This is a genomic window from Pseudoduganella sp. OTU4001, assembly GCF_038440195.1.
Taxonomy (GTDB): Bacteria; Pseudomonadota; Gammaproteobacteria; order Burkholderiales; family Burkholderiaceae_D; genus Rugamonas.
In genome coordinates this window covers 319337-337714 of the sequence record NZ_JASATG010000001.1, presented here as the reverse complement: position 1 = coordinate 337714, position 18378 = coordinate 319337, and the positions used below count along the sequence as shown (strand labels likewise).

The window sequence follows — 18378 nt, the reverse complement described above, 5'->3', positions numbered from 1 at the left end:
GCGCAAATATAGCGCAAACGGCAGGCTGCTGTCTTGATCCTTATCAGGCCGCGTTCGGGGAGCGCATTTCCGGTATCGGCGCACCGCTGCGGAAGGTGTTGCGGCCGGCCTGCTTGGCTTCGTACAGCAGCAGGTCGGCCCGTTTCAGCAATTCCGCCGGGCTGACGTCTTCGTCGCGGTAGAAAGTCAGGCCGATACTGGTCGAGACATTGGCCAATACGCCATCCAGTTCAAATGGCTGCTGCATGGCATGCACGATCTTGGAGGCGGTGGCGGCGGCATCTTCCGGCTTGGAGATGCGGTCCATGATGATGGTGAACTCGTCGCCGCCCAGGCGCGCCACGGTATCGCTGGCGCGCACCGTGTTGGACAGCCGCGCCGAGAAGGCCTTGAGCAGGGCATCGCCCACCGCATGGCCGTAGGTATCATTGACCGGTTTGAAACGGTCGATATCGAGGTACATCACCGCCATCAGGTTGCCGCTGTCGCGGCAAACGGTCATGGTTTCGCTCAGTTTTTGCAGGAAGCCGGCGCGGTTGGTCAGCCCGGTCAGCGCATCGACCTGCGACAGCCGCAGCAGGCGCTGCTTCTCGCGTTTTTGCGCCGTCACGTCCTGCCGCATCACGTGGAAGCCGACCACGGTGATGCCGTCCTCGTCCAGCTGGGGGATGTAGACCACGTCGAACGTACGCGGGTAATCGCCGCTTTCGTCGTCTTCCTCAAAGGTCAGCGTCTCGCCGCCCAGCGCACGCGCAATATAGGGCTGCAGCACAGCGTAGCGTTTTTCGCCCACGGTTTCCAGCACGGTGCGGCCGGTCACGTGCAGGCCGGTCTTGCTGAACTCGCGCTCATACGCCAGGTTGTGGAAGCGGTAGACTTCTTCGAAATCGATATACGCGATCATGGCCGGCAGCGTATCGGCAATGGTGCGCAGGCGCGATTCGCTCTCGCGCAGCGCCATCACCGATTTGCGCACCAGGGTAATGTCGTCCAGCGTGCCGACATAGCCGCCGATCACATTATCGATCACGATCGGCGCCACCTTGATCGAGGTCCAGACGATCTTGCCGTCTGGGTGCACGCAGCGCAGGGTTTCCTGGAACGCTTGCTGGGTTTGGGTCAGATGGCGCAGCGAGGCTTGCAGCATTTCCCGGTCGTTCGGATGCACTGCGCTGAACCAGCCGTCGCCCAGCGCGGCGTCGCGCGCCATGCCGGTGATCGCCTCGAAGGTGCGGTTGACATAAGTGCATTTGCCCTCGGCGTCGGCGCGCACCAGGCCAAGCGGGGAGGCGTCGTTGACGGCCTGGAGTTCGGCCTGGTTGCGGCGCACCGCCAGCTCCTGCCGTTTGCGCTCGGTGATGTTGCGGGCGGTGACCGCCACGCCGTCCTCGATGGCGACGATCTGGTGGCGCACCCATGACGACTCGCCAAACAAGGTCGATTCCAGTTCCTCTTCCAACGGCTCGCCGGTGCGCAGTACGCCCAGGCATTTGTCGAAAAAGCCTTCGCTACGCCACTGCGGCAGCATATCGCCCATGCGCTTGCCCAGCGCTTCCTCGGCTGGGTAGCCCAAGGTGCGCGCGCCGCGCTCGTTCACGTCGGCCAGGGTAAAGTCCATGATTTCACCGCCGGTGCCGCCGCTGCGGCAGGCCTTGATCAGGAACAGGGCGTCCAGGCTGGCATCGACCGCCGCATGCAGCTTTTCGCGCGCCTCGGTCGATTCGCGTATGCTTTCGCGCAGACGGCGCGCCTGCCGCGTGAGCAGGAAACTGAATGCCAGCACCACGATGGACACTACGGTGGTCACCGCAAAATACAGGCGCCGCTGGTTATAGAACTTGGCCAGGGCGTGGACCTTGGCATCCCCCACCACGGCAGTCAGCGAGTAGCGCGGCATGTCGCGGAAACCGTAGATGCGGTCGATCTTGTCGATCGGGGTCTTCAGCAGCAGTTCTTCGGGCAGGTTGATCGGGTCGGCCGGCGCCACGTAGTCGATGACATCGCTGATGAACAGTTTTTCATCGACACGGCCGGTCACCAGCGCGGTATCGCGGCTGATCAGCATCACCAGGCCGCCTTCCTGCACGTGCAGGCGGTCGTAATCTTCCACAAAATAGGCCGGGTCGATCATCAGCACGATGGCGCCGGCGAACTTGCCGGCCCGGTCGTCCAGGCGGCGCGCGATCTGGATCTGCCATTTCTTGGTCAGGGGATCGACCATCGGGTTGGTGACCAGGGCGGCGTCGCCAGCCGTGGTGGCCAGCGTCTTGAAGAATCCCAGGTTGGCGGAATTGGGCGGGAACATGCCGTGCATGCTGTCCACCAGGCGGCCATTGGCGTCGATCAGCGCGATCGGCAGTTCAAGCCGCGCCGGCATGACGGAATCCAGCAGGCCGCCGCGCTTGACGAATTCGGGCAGGCGCAGGGCGCCGTCGGTTTCCTCGAACTTCAGCTTGAACAACTGGGTGGCGTGGTCGGCCTGGCGCAGCAGGTGGCCCGAATGTTCGGCCAGGGTGCGCGCCAGCGAATGGCTATGCTGTACGGCGTCGTAATGCGCGCTTTCGCCCTCCTGCTCCAGTTGATAAAACACGTTGGCCCACATCAGCACCAATAACACCAGTGTGAAGGATGGCAGCAGTATCATGCGGTACATGCGGCGCATGAGCTGGCGGGCAGGGGATGCAGGGGGCGTCAATTGTCCTGGTCCGTATGAAATGTCACGTTCCTATTCTGCACTCAAACCCATCCAGCGGGGCGAAAAAAAACCGCCGGGTGCTGCTTCGGGGCCACCGTCGTTCGCAAAATGCCAAGAAATACTGTCAATTAGCTATTAGAATAGGCGTTCACTTTTATAGGAACCGAGTCTTGACCGAATTGACCCTTAGCCTGGCGGCGGCGCGTGCACTGCACCTGGCGGCCCAGGGCTTGCTGCAGCCGCGCCGGCGCAAGGCGCAAAAGGCGGACGTGCTGGATGCGATCCGCTGCATGGGCGTGCTGCAGATCGATACCATCCACGTGGTGGCGCGCAGCCCTTACCTGGTGCTGTGGAGCCGCCTGGGCGACTATTCCCAGCCTTGGCTGGAGGAGCACCTGGCCGAAGGTTCGCTGTTCGAATACTGGGCGCATGAGGCCTGCTTCGTGCCGGTCGAGGATTACCGCCTGCTGCGCCACCGCATGGTCAATCCGGGCGCCATGGGCTGGAAATATTCCGAGCAGTGGATGCGCGAGCGGCGCGCCGACGTGGACCGGGTGCTGGAGCATATCCGCAGCAACGGGCCGGTCCGTTCGGCCGATTTCGAACGCACGGACGGCAAGGGCGGCGGCTGGTGGGAGTGGAAGCCGGAGAAGCGCTCGCTGGAAGTGCTGTTTACCGCCGGCGAACTGATGATCGCGCGCCGCCAGAACTTCCAGCGCGTGTACGACCTGGCCGAGCGCGTGCTGCCCGGCTGGGACGACAGCCAGATGCCGCATATGGATGTGACACGCCGCGAACTGGCCCTGAAAACCGTGCGCGCGCTGGGCCTGGCCCGCAGCGCCTGGGTGGCCGACTATTACCGCACCAAGCCGCCGCGCCCCGACCTGGAGGCCTTGGCTGATGAGGGCTTGCTGCTGCGCGCCCGCGTGCAGGGCTGGAACGACACCGTCTACATCCATCCCGACCTGGCCGACCTGGCGCAGGCCGCGGCCGACGGGGGCCTGTCGCCAACCATGACCACCATCCTGTCGCCGTTCGACCCGGTGGTGTGGGACCGCCGCCGCGCGCTGGAGCTGTTCGATTTCGACTACCGGCTGGAGTGCTATACGCCGGCCGAAAAGCGCCGCTACGGCTACTTCACGCTGCCGATCCTGCGCCGCGGCGCGCTGGTGGGCCGCATCGACGCCAAGGCGCACCGCAAGGGCGGCATCTTCGAACTGAAAAACGTGGCGCTGGAGCCGGGCGTGCGGGTGACGGAGCGCTTTGTGCGCGACGTGGCCGCCGCCATCCAGCGCCTGGCCAACTGGCATGGCTGCCCGCACGTGCAGGCGGCCGCCAGCGAGCCGCCCGAATTCGCAGCCACGCTGCAAGCAGAACTGGATATGCAGGGAGTGGAACAATGAGATTGCCGGTAGCACCTGAGCGCGTCGTCAGCGCCGGCGGCCAGCCGCAGCTGGGCCGCTTTGCCGGCGCGGCGCAAGCATTCGACTGGCATTTGCTGGCCGGCGAGCATGCGCGCAGCAGCCTGTGGCGCCGCTTCCACCACAAGAAATGGCATTACGTGTCGCTGGTGTCGGAGCAGGTCATGGCCGCCGTCGCCATCGTCGACCTGGGCTGGACCAGCACCTGCTTCGCCTACGCCTTCGACCGCAACGACAGCGATATGATGGCCAACTTCTCGCAGGACGGCTTGCCGGGCCGCCTGTCGGTCGGCGTGGGCGACCATGCCGGCGCGCCAAGCTGGTTCCGTACGCGCAGCACCCAGATCAGCATCGACCCGCTGGAAGGTGGACGCTATCGCCTGACGCTGCGCTGCCCCTACATGGAAATCGACGCCGAGTTCGGCCCGCCGATTGCACCGCTGCTGCTGGCCACCGGGCCGGTGGCGGGCGGCGCCCTGCACGGCACGCAGAAGTCGCCCGGCATGCCGCTGACCGGCGAGGTGCGCACCTTCCGCGATGAATACCAGCTGGCAGGCGGCGTGGCCAGCTTCGATTATTCGAACGGATTGCTGGCGCGTGAGACGTCGTGGCGCTGGGCCTCGGCGCACAACCTGGAACTGGGCTTCAACCTGCAATCGGGCTATTTCGGCGCCAACGAGAACGCCTTGTGGATCGACGGCGACGTGGTGCCGCTGGGCCCTGCGCACTTCATCTTCGAGCCGGGCGACCCGCTGCAGCGCTGGCATATCTTCACCGAAGACGACCAGCTGGAGCTGTTCTTCACGCCGGACGGTGCGCGCAAGCAGGACCGCAACCTGCTGGTGGCCGCCAGCCGCTATATCCAGCCGGTCGGCCATTTCAGCGGCTGGGTGCGCAGCGGGCCGGATGAACCCAAACGTATGGTCACCCAGCTCGCCGGGGTGACCGAGGACCATTACTCGCGCTGGTAAGCGGGAAGGAGAGGGCAATGAGCGTAAGGAATATGGACAGCCTGTTCGAGCCCGGCTCCGTTGCCATCTTTGGCGCGTCGCTGCGGCCGGACCGCATCGGCACCCAGGTCATGAACAATATGGCGGAAAGCGGCTTTGCCGGCGCCATCTGGCCGGTCAATCCCAAGTACAGCGAGCTGCTCGGCATTCCCTGCTATCCGCGCCTGTCGGCGCTGCCGCGCGCGCCCGACCTGGCCATCATCTGCACGCCGCCCGATACGGTGGCGGGCCTGATCGCCGACCTCGGCGCCAAGGGAACGCGCGGCGCCATCATCCTGACGCCGGTCAGCGACAGCATCCGCCAGGAGATCATGCGCGCGGCGCGGCCGCACCTGCTGCGCATCCTGGGTCCGGGCGGCATCGGCCTGGTAGCGCCGCTGGCGGGCCTGAATGCCAGTGCCGCCCACGGCGGCGCCAAGCCCGGCAAGACCGCCTTCATTTCGCAATCGGCCGCCGTGATGTCCGCGGTGCTGGACTGGGGCAAGCAGCACGGCATCGGCTTCTCGCGCGTGGTGTCGCTGGTGGAAGGCGGCGATATCGACCTGGGCGACATGCTGGACTACCTGGCCGCCGACGACGACACCGCCGCCATCGTGCTGCACATCGAAGCCGTGACCTGCGCCCGCAAATTCATTTCGGCAGCGCGCCTGGCCGCGCGCGGCAAGCCGGTCGTGGTGCTGAAGGCCGGCCGCAGCGGCGACGACAAGGTGTACGACGCCGTGATCCGGCGCGCCGGCATGCTGCGCGTGTATTCGTCGTCCGACCTGTTCGACGCGGTGGAAACCGTGGCGCGCGCGCGGCCCACGCGCGGCACGCGCCTGGCCATCATGAGCAATGGCAGCGGACCGGGCAAGCTCGCGGCCGATGCGCTGGAATACGTGCATGGCAAGCTGGCGCAATTCTCTCCCGATACCGTCAAGCGCTTGCGCCACGAACTGCCGGCCGGGCTAGCGCTCGCCAATCCGATCGATATCGGCGGCGAGGCGGGCGCCGCGCGGCATGCCGAAGTGGCCAGCGCCTTGCTGGCTGATCCCGACGCCGACGCGCTGCTGATCGTGCACGCGCCATCGTCGGCCGCGGACAGTACCGGCGTGGCGCAGGCGCTGGCGCCGCTGCTGCGCGCGAGCGGCCGCAGCGTACTTTCCTGCTGGCTGGGCGGCGCTTCGGTGGCGGAGGCAAGGCAGATATTTGCGGATGCCGGCCTGCCTTCCTACGACACGCCGGAGAAAGCAGTGCGTGCCTACAGCCAGGTGGTGCAGTATGCGCGCAACCAGGCCCTGTTGATTGAAGTGCCGGGCCAGGTGCCGGCGCATTCGGTGCCGGAGCGCCAGGCCGCGCGCAACCTGGTGGTGGCTGCACTTGCCGCCGGCACGGACGAACTGGGGCGCGCCGACCTGGCCGCGATACTGGCGGCGTATGGACTGCCGATGGCAAACGTTGCAAGCGCCGGCGATGTGCAGCAGCTCCGCATCGCGATGCACGTCGACCCGGTATTCGGTCCTGCCATCAGCGTCGGCCTGGGCGGCAGCGCCGGCCGCGTGGTGGACGACCGCGCCGTCGGCTTGCCGCCTTTGAATACGGTATTGGCGCGCGACATGCTGCGGCGTACCGGTGTCGGCCGCGCGCTGGTGGCCGAGCGCGATATCCTGTGCGGCGCCCTGGTGCACGTGGCGGAACTGGTGGCCGATATCGGCGAGATCGCCGCCCTCGAGATTGATGCGCTGACCGTGGTTGACGGCGTGCTGCAAGTGCATGCCGCCCGCGCCACGCTGGGCCCGCGCCGTGCCGAAAGCACGATGGCGATCAGGCCCTATCCGCACGAGCTGGAGCAGGAAATCCAGTGGCAGGGCGGGCCGCTGCTGCTGCGCCCGATCCGTCCGGAAGACGCGCCGGCCCACGTGCGCTTCTTCAGCCAGTTGGCGCCGGACGATGTACGCCTGCGCTTCTTTTCCGCCATGAAAGAGTTGCCGCCAACCCAGCTGGCGCGCCTGACGCAGATCGATTACGACCGCGCCATGGCATTCATCGCGACGCGCACCGGGGCCGATGGCGCGCCAGAAACGCTGGGCGTGGTACGGGCGGTTGCCGATCCCGACAACCAAAAAGCGGAGTTCGCGATCATCGTGCGTTCCGATCTGAAAGGCAAAGGATTGGGAAATATCCTGTTCCAGAAATTGCTTGACTATTTCCGCAGCCGCGGGACGCAGGAGATTACGGGCGAAGCGTTGTCCGAGAATATCGGAATGCAACAACTGATGCGCAGATTTGGCGGAATCGTGACGCCGTCGCAAGAAGCTGGTATGGTAGACCTCCGCCTTGAAATAAAAAAACATTGAAAAAAGGCGGTCGCGACGACACAGTACATTGATGAATGTCAAAGCGAAACCGTTGGGCTAATTTACACTCGTACTTCCGTTTCCGCGTAGCGATATTTGGGAGCAAGAATGTTAACGGCCACATACACACTAGTTGCGCTATCCGTTGAACAGGCTAACGTGCGCCTTAGCCTGCTGTCGTTTCAAAAATACGTGCAATCGACGCTGCTGCGCCAGCAGCGCCTGTCCCTGTCCCAGCTTGAATATGCCTGTGAAACCCTGGAACGCCTGTACCAGGCCTGCCATTGGCGTAAGATAGAGCTGTACCTGATCCCTGCCTTGCAGAACGCTACCGAACAGGCCAACCAGTTGCTGGATGAATTGAGCCGCCTGAACCAGGCCGCCTTGTCGGTCATCCGCCGCTTGCAGGCCGAACTCGATACGGCGACGGACCGCAGCGAGCAGCAGGTCACTGACATCTGCGCATCGATTGAATCGTTCTGCACGGTGCTGTTGCAGCGCCTGGAGAAAGAGGAAAAGGAACTGTTCGCCATCGCCCGCCACGCCATCGGCGGCGAAGCATGGTTTGATATTGCGAACAAATTCCTGGCCCATGACGCTCAAGTGGTCGAAGCGCGGCGAACGCCGGCTTCCGCCGAGAAAGACAGGAAAGCCCTGTCCCAAGCCCGCCAGGTGCGTGCCTCCCTGCGGGAAGAAGACGAGGTCGTAGTTCCTGTGCCGAAGCTGCGCTACCACCGGCGCATGCGTTCGGCCCATCGCGCCGCTGCAGACACGGCTTAACACGCTGAGCCTGCATTCGCCGCCCTTTGGGGCGGCGCTGCGCTATGATGGTGGTTTTGATCCATTCATAGCACAACTATGTTTGAGTTCCTCTTCAAGCAGCAGGCCAGCCAGGCCAGCGTTGCCGGGCAGTCGAGCGCCGGCGGATCGCAGGCGCCGCTTGGCACTCCCGCAGAACGCCGCGCGGCGCAAGCCGAGCTGGCCCGCAATTTGGCGGGCGACGAGGCCGCTGCGGTCGAGCTCATCCTGAACAGCGAATTTGCCGACGTGCGGCTGGCAGCCGCCGAGCACGTCGTGTCGCAGGATGCTTTGGAGAAAGTCCAGCACGCGGTGCGGAACTCGGACCGGCGTGTGGCCAAACTGATGCAGGGCCGCCTGGACGCTATCCGCCACTCGCAGGCGGAGCAGAAGCAAGCTGGCGCCTGTATTGCGCTCGCGCAGCATTTGTTGGCGGATGAAAAGCTCACCCCCAACCAGGTGGCCGACCTCGACCGGCAATGGAAAGTCATCGACGCGGCGCCGGCCATGGCGGCCGAGTTCGCGCACGTCCGCCAGGCCCTGGGCGAGCGCCTGGAAGCCCAGGTTGCCTTGCAGCGCGCCATGATCGATGCGCTGGCCGCCGTACGCAAGCATCCCGATGCGGCCGAGTTCGAACGCCTCGCGGCCGAGCATGCCGCGCACCTGGCTTCGCCCGAGCGCGGATCGCTGCCGCGCCACCTGTTGAACGATTTCGACGCTGCGCTGGCGGCTGAGCGCGCCACCCGTGCCGATAGCGCGGCCGCTGCACCGGCCAATCCGGCGCCGGAACCAAGCGCCGTCCAGCCCGCAGCAGCGGCCGCGGAAGCAGCGGCCGGCGAGGCCGCGGACGCCACTGTTGCGCGGATGCCGCGCCCGGCCAGGGAAAAGCACAAGTCGACACCGGCCGAACAGGAAGCCAACCGCCACTTCATGGACCTGGTGGAGGCGATGGAAGCGGCCCTGGCGCAAGGCCAGTTGCACCTCGCCGCCGAGCATGACAAGGCACTCAAGGAAAGCAAGACCGGCCGCCTGACTCCGGCCCAGGCCGAGCGCCTGGCCCATGTGCGCGCTGACCTGAAGCGGCTGGGCGACTGGGCGCGCTGGGGCGGCAATGTCTCGCGCGAGGAACTGGTGCATGCCGTCGAACAACTGCCGGCCGAAGGCCTGGGCATGAGCGAGCTGGCGAAAAAAGTCGGCAGCATGCGCGAACGCTGGAAGTCGCTGGACGGCGTTTCCGGCGCCGCCCCCAAATCGCTGTGGGAAAAATTCGACGCCGCCTGTACTGCCGCCTATGCGCCGGCCGCCGCCCATTTCAAGCATCTGGCCGACGAACGCCACTCGAATGCTGCTAGGGCGCAGCAGCTGGTGGATGAAGCCAACGCCCTGCTCGAGAAGGATGCCGCCCAGCTGGAAGCGGCCGGCGGCGCCCAGGCCGACCGCGAAGAGTCGGCCTCCGGCAACCTGCCGCACACCCATGACTGGCGCGCCCTGGCTTCCACCACGCAGCGCCTGCGCCAGGCCTGGAGCCGCCTCGGCACCATCGACCGCAAGGACAAGAAGCGCCTGGATGCCGCCTTCAGCAAGGCGATGGACGCCCTGATGGCGCCGCTCGATTCGCAGCGCAAGATCGAAGTCGCGCGGCGCGAGCAGCTGATCGAGGAAGTGGGCAAACTGAACCCGCTCGACCGCCACACCATCGACACCCTGCGCGGCCTGCAGGAATCGTGGCAGGGCCACGCGCGTGCCTTGCCGCTGGAGCGCAAGACCGAGCAGGCGCTGTGGCAGAAATTCCGCAGCGCCTGCGACATGATCTTCGCCAAGCGCAAGGAGCACGCCCACGCCGCCGACCATGAACGCAAGGCCCACCTGCACGCGCGCGAAGCCATTTGCGCCGGCCTGGAGAGCGCCAAGTTCGAGGGCGAGGACAAGGCTGTGCTGGCCGCCATCGGCAAGGCTCTGAAGGATGCGGCCGGCGCCTGGCATGCTTCCGGCGTGGTGCCGCGCGCCAGCGAGCAGCGCATCGACCAGCGCTACCGCGCCGCCGTGGGCGCGCTGCAATCGCAGGCCGACGCCATCCGCAAGCGCGCCGGTGCGGCCCAGGCCAACGCCATGCGCGAGAAACTGCGCCTGGTGCAGGCGCTGGAACGCGCCATTGCCGATGCGGGCGAGATCGACAGCGCCGGCTGGGGCGAGCGCTGGCAAGTCTTGCCTGCGTTGCCGAATGAGCAGGAACGCACCCTGCGCGCCCGCTTCGACGCCGCGCTGAAAGCCGCCGGGGAGGGCGCTGCCCGTGCCGCCTACGCCGCCCAACTTGAAAACAACCGACAGCGCCTGCTGTCCGCAGTGCTGCGCCTGGAAATTGTGGCCGGCATCGACAGCGACGCGGAATTTGCGAAAGACCGACTCAAAATGCAGGTAGAAGTATTGCAATCGTCCCTCAAGTCCGGCCAGAAGCCGGCCAGCCACGCCGCCCAGTTCCTTGCCTTGTGCGCCATGCCCGCCCTGTTGGATGACCGCACAGCCAGCCGCATCGAGCAGCTGTTCCGCAAGATTGGCGCGGCGGAGGGGAAATGAGCGACGTCCGTATCCAGAGCGAGGACTTTGACTTGTCCCATGAAGTGGCACAACTGCGCGCCGGAAACGCCAAAGTTGGCGCTATAGTCACCTTCGTTGGCACGGTGCGTGACCTGAATGACGGTGCTGCCGTCGCTGAGATGGAGCTGGAGCACTATCCGGGCATGACTGAGCAGTCGATCCAGGCCATCATCGACCAGGCCAAGACGCGCTGGCCCATTTACGGCGCGCTGGTCATCCACCGCGTCGGGCCGCTCAAGCCAATGGACCAGATCGTGCTGGTGGCAGTCACCTCGCCGCACCGGGGCGAGGCTTTTTCGGCTTGCGAATTTGTTATCGATTATCTCAAAACCGAGGCGCCGTTCTGGAAGAAGGAGCAGACGCCCGAGGGCGCCCGCTGGGTCGATGCCCGTACCAGCGACGACGAAGCTTTAAAAAAGTGGTCTTGAAAACTGTCAACGCATCCTTAGATTGTTGTTGACAATGATTCAGGAGCGTTAGACATGCGCCAAGACAAACTTACAACCAAACTGCAAGAAGCCCTCGCCGATGCCCAGAGCCTGGCCGTCGGCAACGATAACCAATACATCGAACCCGCCCACCTGCTGCTGGCTCTATTGAACCAGGAGGATGGCGGTGCGCGTTCGCTGCTGCAGCGCGCCGGCGTCAATGTCGGCGGGCTGGCGCAGGCGATCAAGCATGCGCTGGAACGCATGCCGAAGGTGTCCGGCGGCGACGTCACTGTCAGCCGTGAATTCGTCAACATGCTGAACCAGGCCGACCGTGAGACGCAGAAGCGCGGCGACCAGTTCGTATCCAGTGAAATGGTGCTGCTGGCGATTTCCGAAGATAAGTCCGACGCCGGCAAGCTGGCGCGCGAGAATGGCTTGCAGCGCAAGGCGCTGGAAACCGCCATCGACGCCGTGCGCGGCGGCTCCAAGGTTGACTCGCAGGAAGCGGAAGGCCAGCGCGAGGCCTTGAAAAAATACACGCTGGACCTGACCGAGCGTGCCCGCATGGGCAAGCTGGATCCGGTGATCGGCCGCGATGACGAGATCCGGCGCGCTATCCAGGTGCTGCAGCGCCGTACCAAGAACAACCCTGTGCTGATCGGCGAACCCGGTGTCGGCAAGACGGCTATCGTGGAAGGCCTGGCGCAGCGTATCGTCAATAACGAAGTGCCGGATTCCTTGCGCGGCAAGCGCGTGCTGTCGCTCGACATGGCGGCGCTGCTGGCGGGCGCCAAGTATCGCGGCGAGTTCGAGGAGCGCCTGAAATCCGTGCTGAAAGAGCTGGCGCAGGACGAAGGCCAGACCATCGTCTTCATCGACGAGCTGCACACCATGGTGGGCGCCGGCAAGGCGGAAGGCGCGATGGACGCCGGCAATATGCTGAAGCCAGCGCTGGCGCGCGGCGAGCTGCATTGCCTGGGTGCGACCACGCTGGACGAGTACCGCAAATACATCGAGAAGGATGCCGCGCTGGAGCGCCGCTTCCAGAAGATCCTGGTCGACGAGCCAAGTGTGGAAGCGACCATCGCCATCCTGCGCGGACTGCAGGACAAGTATGAGTTGCACCACAAGGTCGAGATTACCGACCCGGCGATCATCGCGGCGGCGGAGTTGTCGCACCGCTACATCACCGACCGCTTCCTGCCCGACAAGGCGATCGACCTGATCGACGAAGCAGCTTCCAAGATCAAGATCGAGATCGATTCCAAGCCGGAGGTGATGGACAAGCTCGAGCGCCGCCTGATCCAGCTGAAGATCGAGAAGGAAGCGGTCAAGCGCGAGAAGGACGAAGCCTCGCGCGCCCGCTTGCAACTGCTGGACGACGAAATCGCCAAGCTGCAGCGCGAGTACAACGATTATGAGGAAGTGCTGAAGGCCGAGAAGGCCAATGTTCAGGGCACCACGCACATCAAGGAAGAAATCGAGCGCATCAAGCAGCAGATGGAAGAGGCCACGCGTGCGTCCAACTGGCAGCGTGTGTCCGAGCTCCAGTACGGCAAGCTGCCGGAGCTGGAAGCCCAGCTGAAGCACGCGGAGTCCGCCGGGGCGGGCGAGCAGGACGGCGACAAGCCCAAGCTGCTGCGCACCCAGGTCGGCGCGGAAGAAATCGCCGAAGTGGTGTCACGCGCGACCGGCATCCCGGTCTCGCGCATGATGCAGGGTGAACGCGACAAGCTGCTGCACATCGAGGAAAAGCTGCACGAACGCGTGGTGGGACAGGACGAAGCGATCAACGCCGTGGCCGACGCCATCCGCCGCTCGCGCGCCGGCCTGTCGGACCCGAACCGTCCGTATGGCTCCTTCATGTTCCTGGGTCCGACCGGTGTCGGCAAGACCGAGCTGACCAAGGCGTTGGCGAACTTCCTGTTCGACAGCGAGGAATCGCTGATCCGCATCGACATGAGCGAATTCATGGAGAAGCATTCGGTGGCCCGCCTGATCGGCGCGCCGCCGGGCTATGTGGGCTACGACGAAGGCGGCTACCTGACCGAGGCCGTGCGCCGCAAGCCGTACAGCGTGATCCTGCTGGACGAGATCGAGAAGGCGCACCCGGACGTGTTCAACGTGCTGCTGCAAGTGCTGGACGATGGCCGCATGACGGACGGGCAGGGCCGCACCGTGGACTTCAAGAACACGGTGGTGATCATGACCTCCAACCTGGGTTCGCAGAAGATCCAGTCGCTGGACGAATCCGATCCGGCGGTGGTGAAGCTGGCGGTGATGGCCGAGGTGCGTGGCCACTTCCGTCCGGAGTTCATCAACCGTATCGACGAGATCGTGGTGTTCCACGGCCTGGACGACAAGCATATCGGTTCGATCGCCCGCATCCAGCTGCAGATCCTGGAGCAGCGCCTGAAGCGCATGGATATGGGCATGCTGGTCACCGATGCCGCCCTGCAGAAGATCGCAGAAGCGGGCTACGACCCGGTCTACGGCGCCCGTCCGCTCAAGCGCGCGGTGCAGCAGCAGATCGAGAACCCGCTGTCGAAGCTGATCCTGGAAGGCCGTTTCGGCCCGAAAGACACGATCCGCATCGATGCCGAGGGCAGCGAGCTTGCCTTCCACAAGGCCTGACCCCGCACGCCTGGCCGGCCGCCTCGCCTTCCTGCGCGAGGCGGAGCGGCTCAAGAGCGTGCTGCGCAGCGGCTTCACCTCCACCGGCCGTCCCGAAAGCACCGCCGAACATAGCTGGCGTCTGACGCTGATGGCGCTCGTCTTCGCCGACGAGCTGCCCGGCCTCGACCTGGCGCGTGTGCTGAAACTGTGCGTGGTGCACGACCTGGGGGAGGCCATCCACGGCGACATCCCCGCCATCCACCAGCACTCCCATCCCGACAAGTCCGCCCAGGAGCGCGCCGACCTGCTCACCCTCACGCGCGAACTTGACGAACCGTTGCGCGCCGAGATCATCGCCTTGTGGGACGAATACGAAGCCGCCGCCACGCCGGAAGCGAAAGCAGTAAAGGCCTTCGACAAGCTGGAAACCATCCTCCAGCACAACCAGGGCGACAACCCGCCCGACTTCGACTACGCCTTCAACCTCGGCTACGGCCGCCAGCACACCGCCACCGCGCCATTGTTTGCGGAACTACGTGAAATGCTGGACCGCGACACCGCCCGGCGAGCGGCCATTGCGCAGCTAGCGCGCGAAGAAGACACTGGGCGGTGAGCCGAAGGTCTTGCGGAACATGGCGGTGAAGGCGGATTGGCTGGTGTAGCCAAGTTGCTCGGCTACCTGCGAAAGCGGCATGCCGCGCGCGATCATCGGGGCGGCGTGGGCCAGGCGGGCTTGCTGACGCCATTGGCCGAAACTCATTCCCAGCTCTTTCTCGAACAGGCGAGCCAGCGTGCGTTCCGACGCGCCGACCTGCTGCGCCCAGTGTTCCAGCGTCTGCTGGGCACCGGGGTTGGCCAGAAGGGCATCGCATAGGGATTTCAGGCGTTTGTCGCGCGGCATCGGCACGCGGATCGGGCGGGTGGCCAGGCGTGGCAGTTCGTCCAGCATCAGGTCGCTGATCATGCGTGAGCGGGCGCTGGGCGCCGCCGGGTCGAGTTGTTCGAGCGCCATCACCAGTTCGCGCAACAGCGGCGACACTTCCAGCACCTTGCATGGCTCGCCAGGGAAGGGATCGTGCGAGGCGGAGATGTAGACAGGGCGCAGGCGTGCCGCTTCCACCACCGTTACCGCATGCTCAACGTTGGCGGCCACCCAGATGGCGCGCTGTGGGGGCACGATCCAGCTGCTGTCCTCCGCCGTCACTTGGAGCACACCTTCCAAGGCGAGCGTCAGCTGAGCGTAGGCATGCCGGTGCGGCCGCAGGCTGCGGGCGGCACTCAGGTCGCGGGCAATCATGGTGACCGGCTGCTCGCTGTTAGGCGAACGGTGGCCCGCAAAGGGCTCGGTATGCGTGACGACGGTGACAGGCATGTCTTGGCGGTTTTGCGATAAATGATGTCATATTAGCGGAAAACAGTCGGTTCGCGCTTGCGTACACTTCCTGTTATGGATACTAATACTCTGCTCAAACAAGACGCCCGCGTGATCGGCCTGATTGGCCTGGCGCATGGCGTATCCCACTTCTACCACCTGATCCTGGCAGCCCTGTTCCCATGGTTGAAGCCTGCTTTCAACCTGTCGTATGCGGAGCTGGCGCTGCTGATGACCGTGTTCTTTGTCGTTTCCGGCATCGGCCAGGCGCTGGCCGGCTTCGTGGTCGACCGGGTCGGCGCGCGGCGCGTGCTGTTCTCGGGGATGGCGATGCTGGGAGTTTCGGCTCTGGTACTGTCGAACGCCCAGAGCTATACAGGACTGCTCACCGGCGCGCTGTTGGCCGGCATGGGCAACAGCATTTTCCACCCGGCGGATTACACGATTTTGAATCAACGCGTTTCGCGCGAGCGGCTGGCGCATGGGTTTTCGGTGCATGGCATCAGCGGCAATCTGGGGTGGGCGGCGGCGCCGCTGTTCCTGACCGGCATGGCTGCGGCGACAGATTGGCGTACGGCCTTGCTGTGTGCCGCAGTACTGCCGGCAGCTGTATTGGTGGTGCTGTGGCTGAACCGTGAGTCGCTGCGCCCAGACCCGATCATGCCGCACGCTGCAGCTGCCGGCGCGGGTGCGGCCGGCGGGACGCTCGGCTTCCTGCGCCTGCCTTCCGTGTGGATGTGCTTTGCCTTCTTCTTCCTGACCGCGCTGGCGCTCGGCGGCATCCAGAGCTTCGCTTCGGTGGGATTGCTCAAGTTATATGGGATGTCGCTGGCGATGGCGACCAGTGCGTACACCGCCTACATGCTGGCGTCGGCTGCGGGCATGCTGCTGGGCGGCTTCCTCGGCGCGGGGCGCCAGAACCACGACCGCACGATTGGCGCGGCCTTTGCAATTGCCGCCGTGCTGGCGCTGATGCTTGGGCTGGCGCTGGTTCCGGCTTGGGGCGCGGTAGTGCTGATGGCGCTGGTGGGTTTCTTTTCCGGCATCGCGGGGCCGTCGCGCGATTTGATGATCCGCGCCGCAGCGCCCAAGAATGCAACGGGGCGTGTGTATGGCGTGGTGTATTCGGGCCTGGATAGCGGCCTGGCAGTCGGACCTCCGATGTTCGGGCTGATGATGGATGCGGGCAAGCCGTCGATGGTGTTCGCCACCATCGCCTTCTTCCTGCTGCTTGCCATCGCCACGGCGACGGGTGTCGGAAGCCGCACCCGCGCCAGCGCCGCCAAAGGCCTTACGGCTTGATGTAGGCGTAGCCTTCCATCGATTGCAGGCGGCTGATTTCGGCGACGCCGGAGGGGACGATGGTGGCTTCGGGCAGCACCTTGTCCTTGCCGATGCCAAGCCCGGTCAGGGTGTTGTTACAGACGCGGAATTGCACATTGCGGGCAGCCAGCTCCTGCACCACGATGTCGTAAGGGTTGCCGTTCTTGTCCTTCGCGCCGTCCAGCAGGAAATCGATGCCCGAGCTTAGCGCCACCACCACGATCTGCGCTTTCGGGCTGGCGTTCAGGTGGTTGCGGATATTGCGCAAACCTTGCATTGGGTTGTTGTTGTCGCTGAAGTGGTAGACCACTTTTTCCACGCGCGGTGCTTCGGCTTGGGCGGCGCTGGCGCCCAACAGCAGGAGCAGTGGCAGCAGCAGGATACGGATCAGTTTCATGGTTTGGCCTCGGCTTGTAATGATTCTTGCTCCATCAGCAGGTAGGTACCGTAGGCGTTAAGCCGGTTGGCCTGGCTGAAGGCTGGATAGTCCTTGAACGCGGACCAGTCGGTGCGGGCATACGCTTCTTCAAATGGTAGCAGCTCCTGCACGGCGTTACCCATTTGCTCACGCAGGTGGCGCAGGTAGCGTTGCGTGAGCAGCATGTCTTCACGCGGTGCGCGGGAGGCTGCGCCGTGGCCGGGAATGACCACCGTGGGCTGCGCATCCAGCATGCGGTCGAGGGCTTGCAGCCAGCGTTTGCTGTTGGCGTTGCCGACGTAGGGGAGGCGGCCGCTGAAAAACAGGTCGCCGGCAAAGAGAGCTTTATCTTCTTCGACGTAGAGCAGCAGGTCTTCGGGCGAGTGGGCGCCGCTGCTGTCGATGACACGGAAATGCAGGCCGCCAAGCTGGAATCGCCAGGGTTGGCCGTCGGCGAAATCCAGCCATTGTGTTGCGCCGACCAATTCGGTGCGGGCGTCGATCCATGGGGACATGTCGGCGCGGCGCTGCGCCAGGCGTTCGCGGGCGGCGTCGGATGTCAGGTAATCGCGGCCGTTGCGGTGGGCGGCAATGGTGACGCCAGGCTGGCGCAAGGCTTGCAGGCCGTAGATATGGTCGGCGTGGTAGTGGCCGACGACCACGATCTTGATCGGCGCGGGCGTGATTTTGCGGATGGCGCGCACCATTGCCTGGCCGAGCGCTGGGGTGGCGAGGGCGTCGTACACGACGACGCCTTCGCGTGTGACCACGAAGCCGGCGTTGGACATGAAGCCTTTGTTGGCTTTGCTGGCGATGCCGGCCTGGCCCTGGAAGTAGTAGGTGTGGGGGCTGACTTTGACCGGTTTGAGTTCGATGCCGGGTGCGGCTGCCGCTGTTGTCAGCGCGGGCAGGAGGGCGGCCAGCAGCAGTAGGCGGCGCGAGAGGTTCATAGTTTGTCCTTGGCTTGCTGCAGGCGGGCGTCCAGGTAGGCGCCGTAGAAGCCGGAGTGGTCGGCGCCGAGCAATGGTTCGGCCAGCGTGCGTCCATCTGGGCCGAGGAATAGCACGGTGGGGAAGAAGCGGACGCCTAGCTGGCGCAGAATGGCGGCGATGGGCTGGCGCTGGCCGCTGGCGTCGGGCAGGTCGGCGACGGTGTCGCTTTCCAGCTCGCGGAATGCCAGGCGCGGTGTGCCGGCGCGGTGCAGCGGGGCCAGGTAGTTGCGGCGCACTTCCAGGCAATAGGGGCAGTCCTGGCGCGACACCAGCAACACCAATACCGCACGCTGCGCTGCCAACGGCGCCAGTTCGGCGTGCAGGTTGCGCAGCGGCGGCAAAAGCGCGTGGCCTGGCATGGCTGCGTGGCC

At 65.0% G+C, this 18378-nt stretch carries 14 protein-coding genes; 9 read left to right on the top strand and 5 right to left on the bottom strand.

Annotation, left to right across the window (positions count from 1 at the left end; genetic code table 11):
* Positions 1-43: 43 nt before the first annotated feature.
* The gene (locus AAHE99_RS01495) at positions 44-2653 is read right to left on the bottom strand and encodes a sensor domain-containing diguanylate cyclase (protein ID WP_342113667.1); all 2610 of its coding nucleotides are present in this window, start codon (positions 2651-2653) and stop codon (positions 44-46) included.
* Between the two features lie 212 nt (positions 2654-2865).
* Between AAHE99_RS01495 and AAHE99_RS01490 the strand changes: the two genes are divergently transcribed.
* From AAHE99_RS01490 to AAHE99_RS01455, 8 genes are all read left to right on the top strand, one after another.
* The gene (locus AAHE99_RS01490; protein WP_342113665.1) at positions 2866-4098 is read left to right on the top strand and encodes a winged helix-turn-helix domain-containing protein; all 1233 of its coding nucleotides are present in this window, start codon (positions 2866-2868) and stop codon (positions 4096-4098) included.
* Positions 4095-5087, top strand: coding sequence for a DUF2804 domain-containing protein (locus AAHE99_RS01485; RefSeq protein ID WP_342113663.1), 993 nt, complete (start codon positions 4095-4097; stop codon positions 5085-5087). The genes AAHE99_RS01490 and AAHE99_RS01485 overlap by 4 nt, the downstream gene beginning before the upstream one ends.
* 17 nt (positions 5088-5104) lie before the next feature.
* Positions 5105-7462 carry a bifunctional acetate--CoA ligase family protein/GNAT family N-acetyltransferase gene (locus AAHE99_RS01480; protein WP_342113660.1) on the top strand — a complete coding sequence of 786 codons (2358 nt, stop codon included), beginning with the start codon at positions 5105-5107 and terminating at the stop codon, positions 7460-7462.
* 192 nt (positions 7463-7654) lie between these two features.
* A complete protein-coding gene (locus tag AAHE99_RS01475; RefSeq protein WP_342113659.1) occupies positions 7655-8242 on the top strand; it encodes a hemerythrin domain-containing protein in 588 nt (195 codons plus the stop codon).
* A gap of 78 nt (positions 8243-8320) precedes the next feature.
* Positions 8321-10834 carry a DUF349 domain-containing protein gene (locus AAHE99_RS01470; protein ID WP_342113657.1) on the top strand — a complete coding sequence of 838 codons (2514 nt, stop codon included), beginning with the start codon at positions 8321-8323 and terminating at the stop codon, positions 10832-10834.
* On the top strand, positions 10831-11283 hold the full coding sequence (gene moaE / locus AAHE99_RS01465; protein WP_342113655.1) for a molybdopterin synthase catalytic subunit MoaE: 453 nt from the start codon (positions 10831-10833) through the stop codon (positions 11281-11283). Before AAHE99_RS01470 ends, moaE begins: the two co-directional genes overlap by 4 nt.
* A 54-nt stretch (positions 11284-11337) precedes the next feature.
* On the top strand, positions 11338-13920 hold the full coding sequence (clpB, locus tag AAHE99_RS01460; RefSeq protein ID WP_342113653.1) for an ATP-dependent chaperone ClpB: 2583 nt from the start codon (positions 11338-11340) through the stop codon (positions 13918-13920).
* Entirely contained in the window at positions 13901-14515 is a 615-nt protein-coding gene (locus AAHE99_RS01455; protein ID WP_342113650.1) for an HD domain-containing protein, read from the top strand. The genes clpB and AAHE99_RS01455 overlap by 20 nt, the downstream gene beginning before the upstream one ends.
* Here the strand turns inward: AAHE99_RS01455 and AAHE99_RS01450 are convergent.
* Positions 14486-15274: an AraC family transcriptional regulator gene (locus AAHE99_RS01450; protein WP_342113648.1), complete on the bottom strand. Its 789-nt coding sequence runs from the start codon at positions 15272-15274 to the stop codon at positions 14486-14488. The two genes, AAHE99_RS01455 and AAHE99_RS01450, sit on opposite strands and share 30 nt — an antisense overlap.
* Positions 15275-15349: 75 nt before the next feature.
* On the opposite strand from AAHE99_RS01450, the gene AAHE99_RS01445 reads away from it, so the two are divergent.
* A complete protein-coding gene (locus tag AAHE99_RS01445; protein ID WP_342113647.1) occupies positions 15350-16576 on the top strand; it encodes an MFS transporter in 1227 nt (408 codons plus the stop codon).
* Here the strand turns inward: AAHE99_RS01445 and AAHE99_RS01440 are convergent.
* From AAHE99_RS01440 to AAHE99_RS01430, 3 genes are read right to left on the bottom strand one after another with little or no spacing between them, the layout of a single operon-like run.
* Positions 16566-16994 carry a DsrE family protein gene (locus tag AAHE99_RS01440; protein WP_342113646.1) on the bottom strand — a complete coding sequence of 143 codons (429 nt, stop codon included), beginning with the start codon at positions 16992-16994 and terminating at the stop codon, positions 16566-16568. The two genes, AAHE99_RS01445 and AAHE99_RS01440, sit on opposite strands and share 11 nt — an antisense overlap.
* Complete coding sequence (locus AAHE99_RS01435) at positions 16991-17965, bottom strand: MBL fold metallo-hydrolase (protein WP_342113645.1); 975 nt, start codon at positions 17963-17965, stop codon at positions 16991-16993. The genes AAHE99_RS01440 and AAHE99_RS01435 overlap by 4 nt, the downstream gene beginning before the upstream one ends.
* Positions 17962-18366, bottom strand: a complete 405-nt coding sequence (locus tag AAHE99_RS01430; protein WP_342113644.1) for a hypothetical protein — start codon at positions 18364-18366, stop codon at positions 17962-17964. Before AAHE99_RS01430 ends, AAHE99_RS01435 begins: the two co-directional genes overlap by 4 nt.
* Positions 18367-18378: the final 12 nt, after the last annotated feature.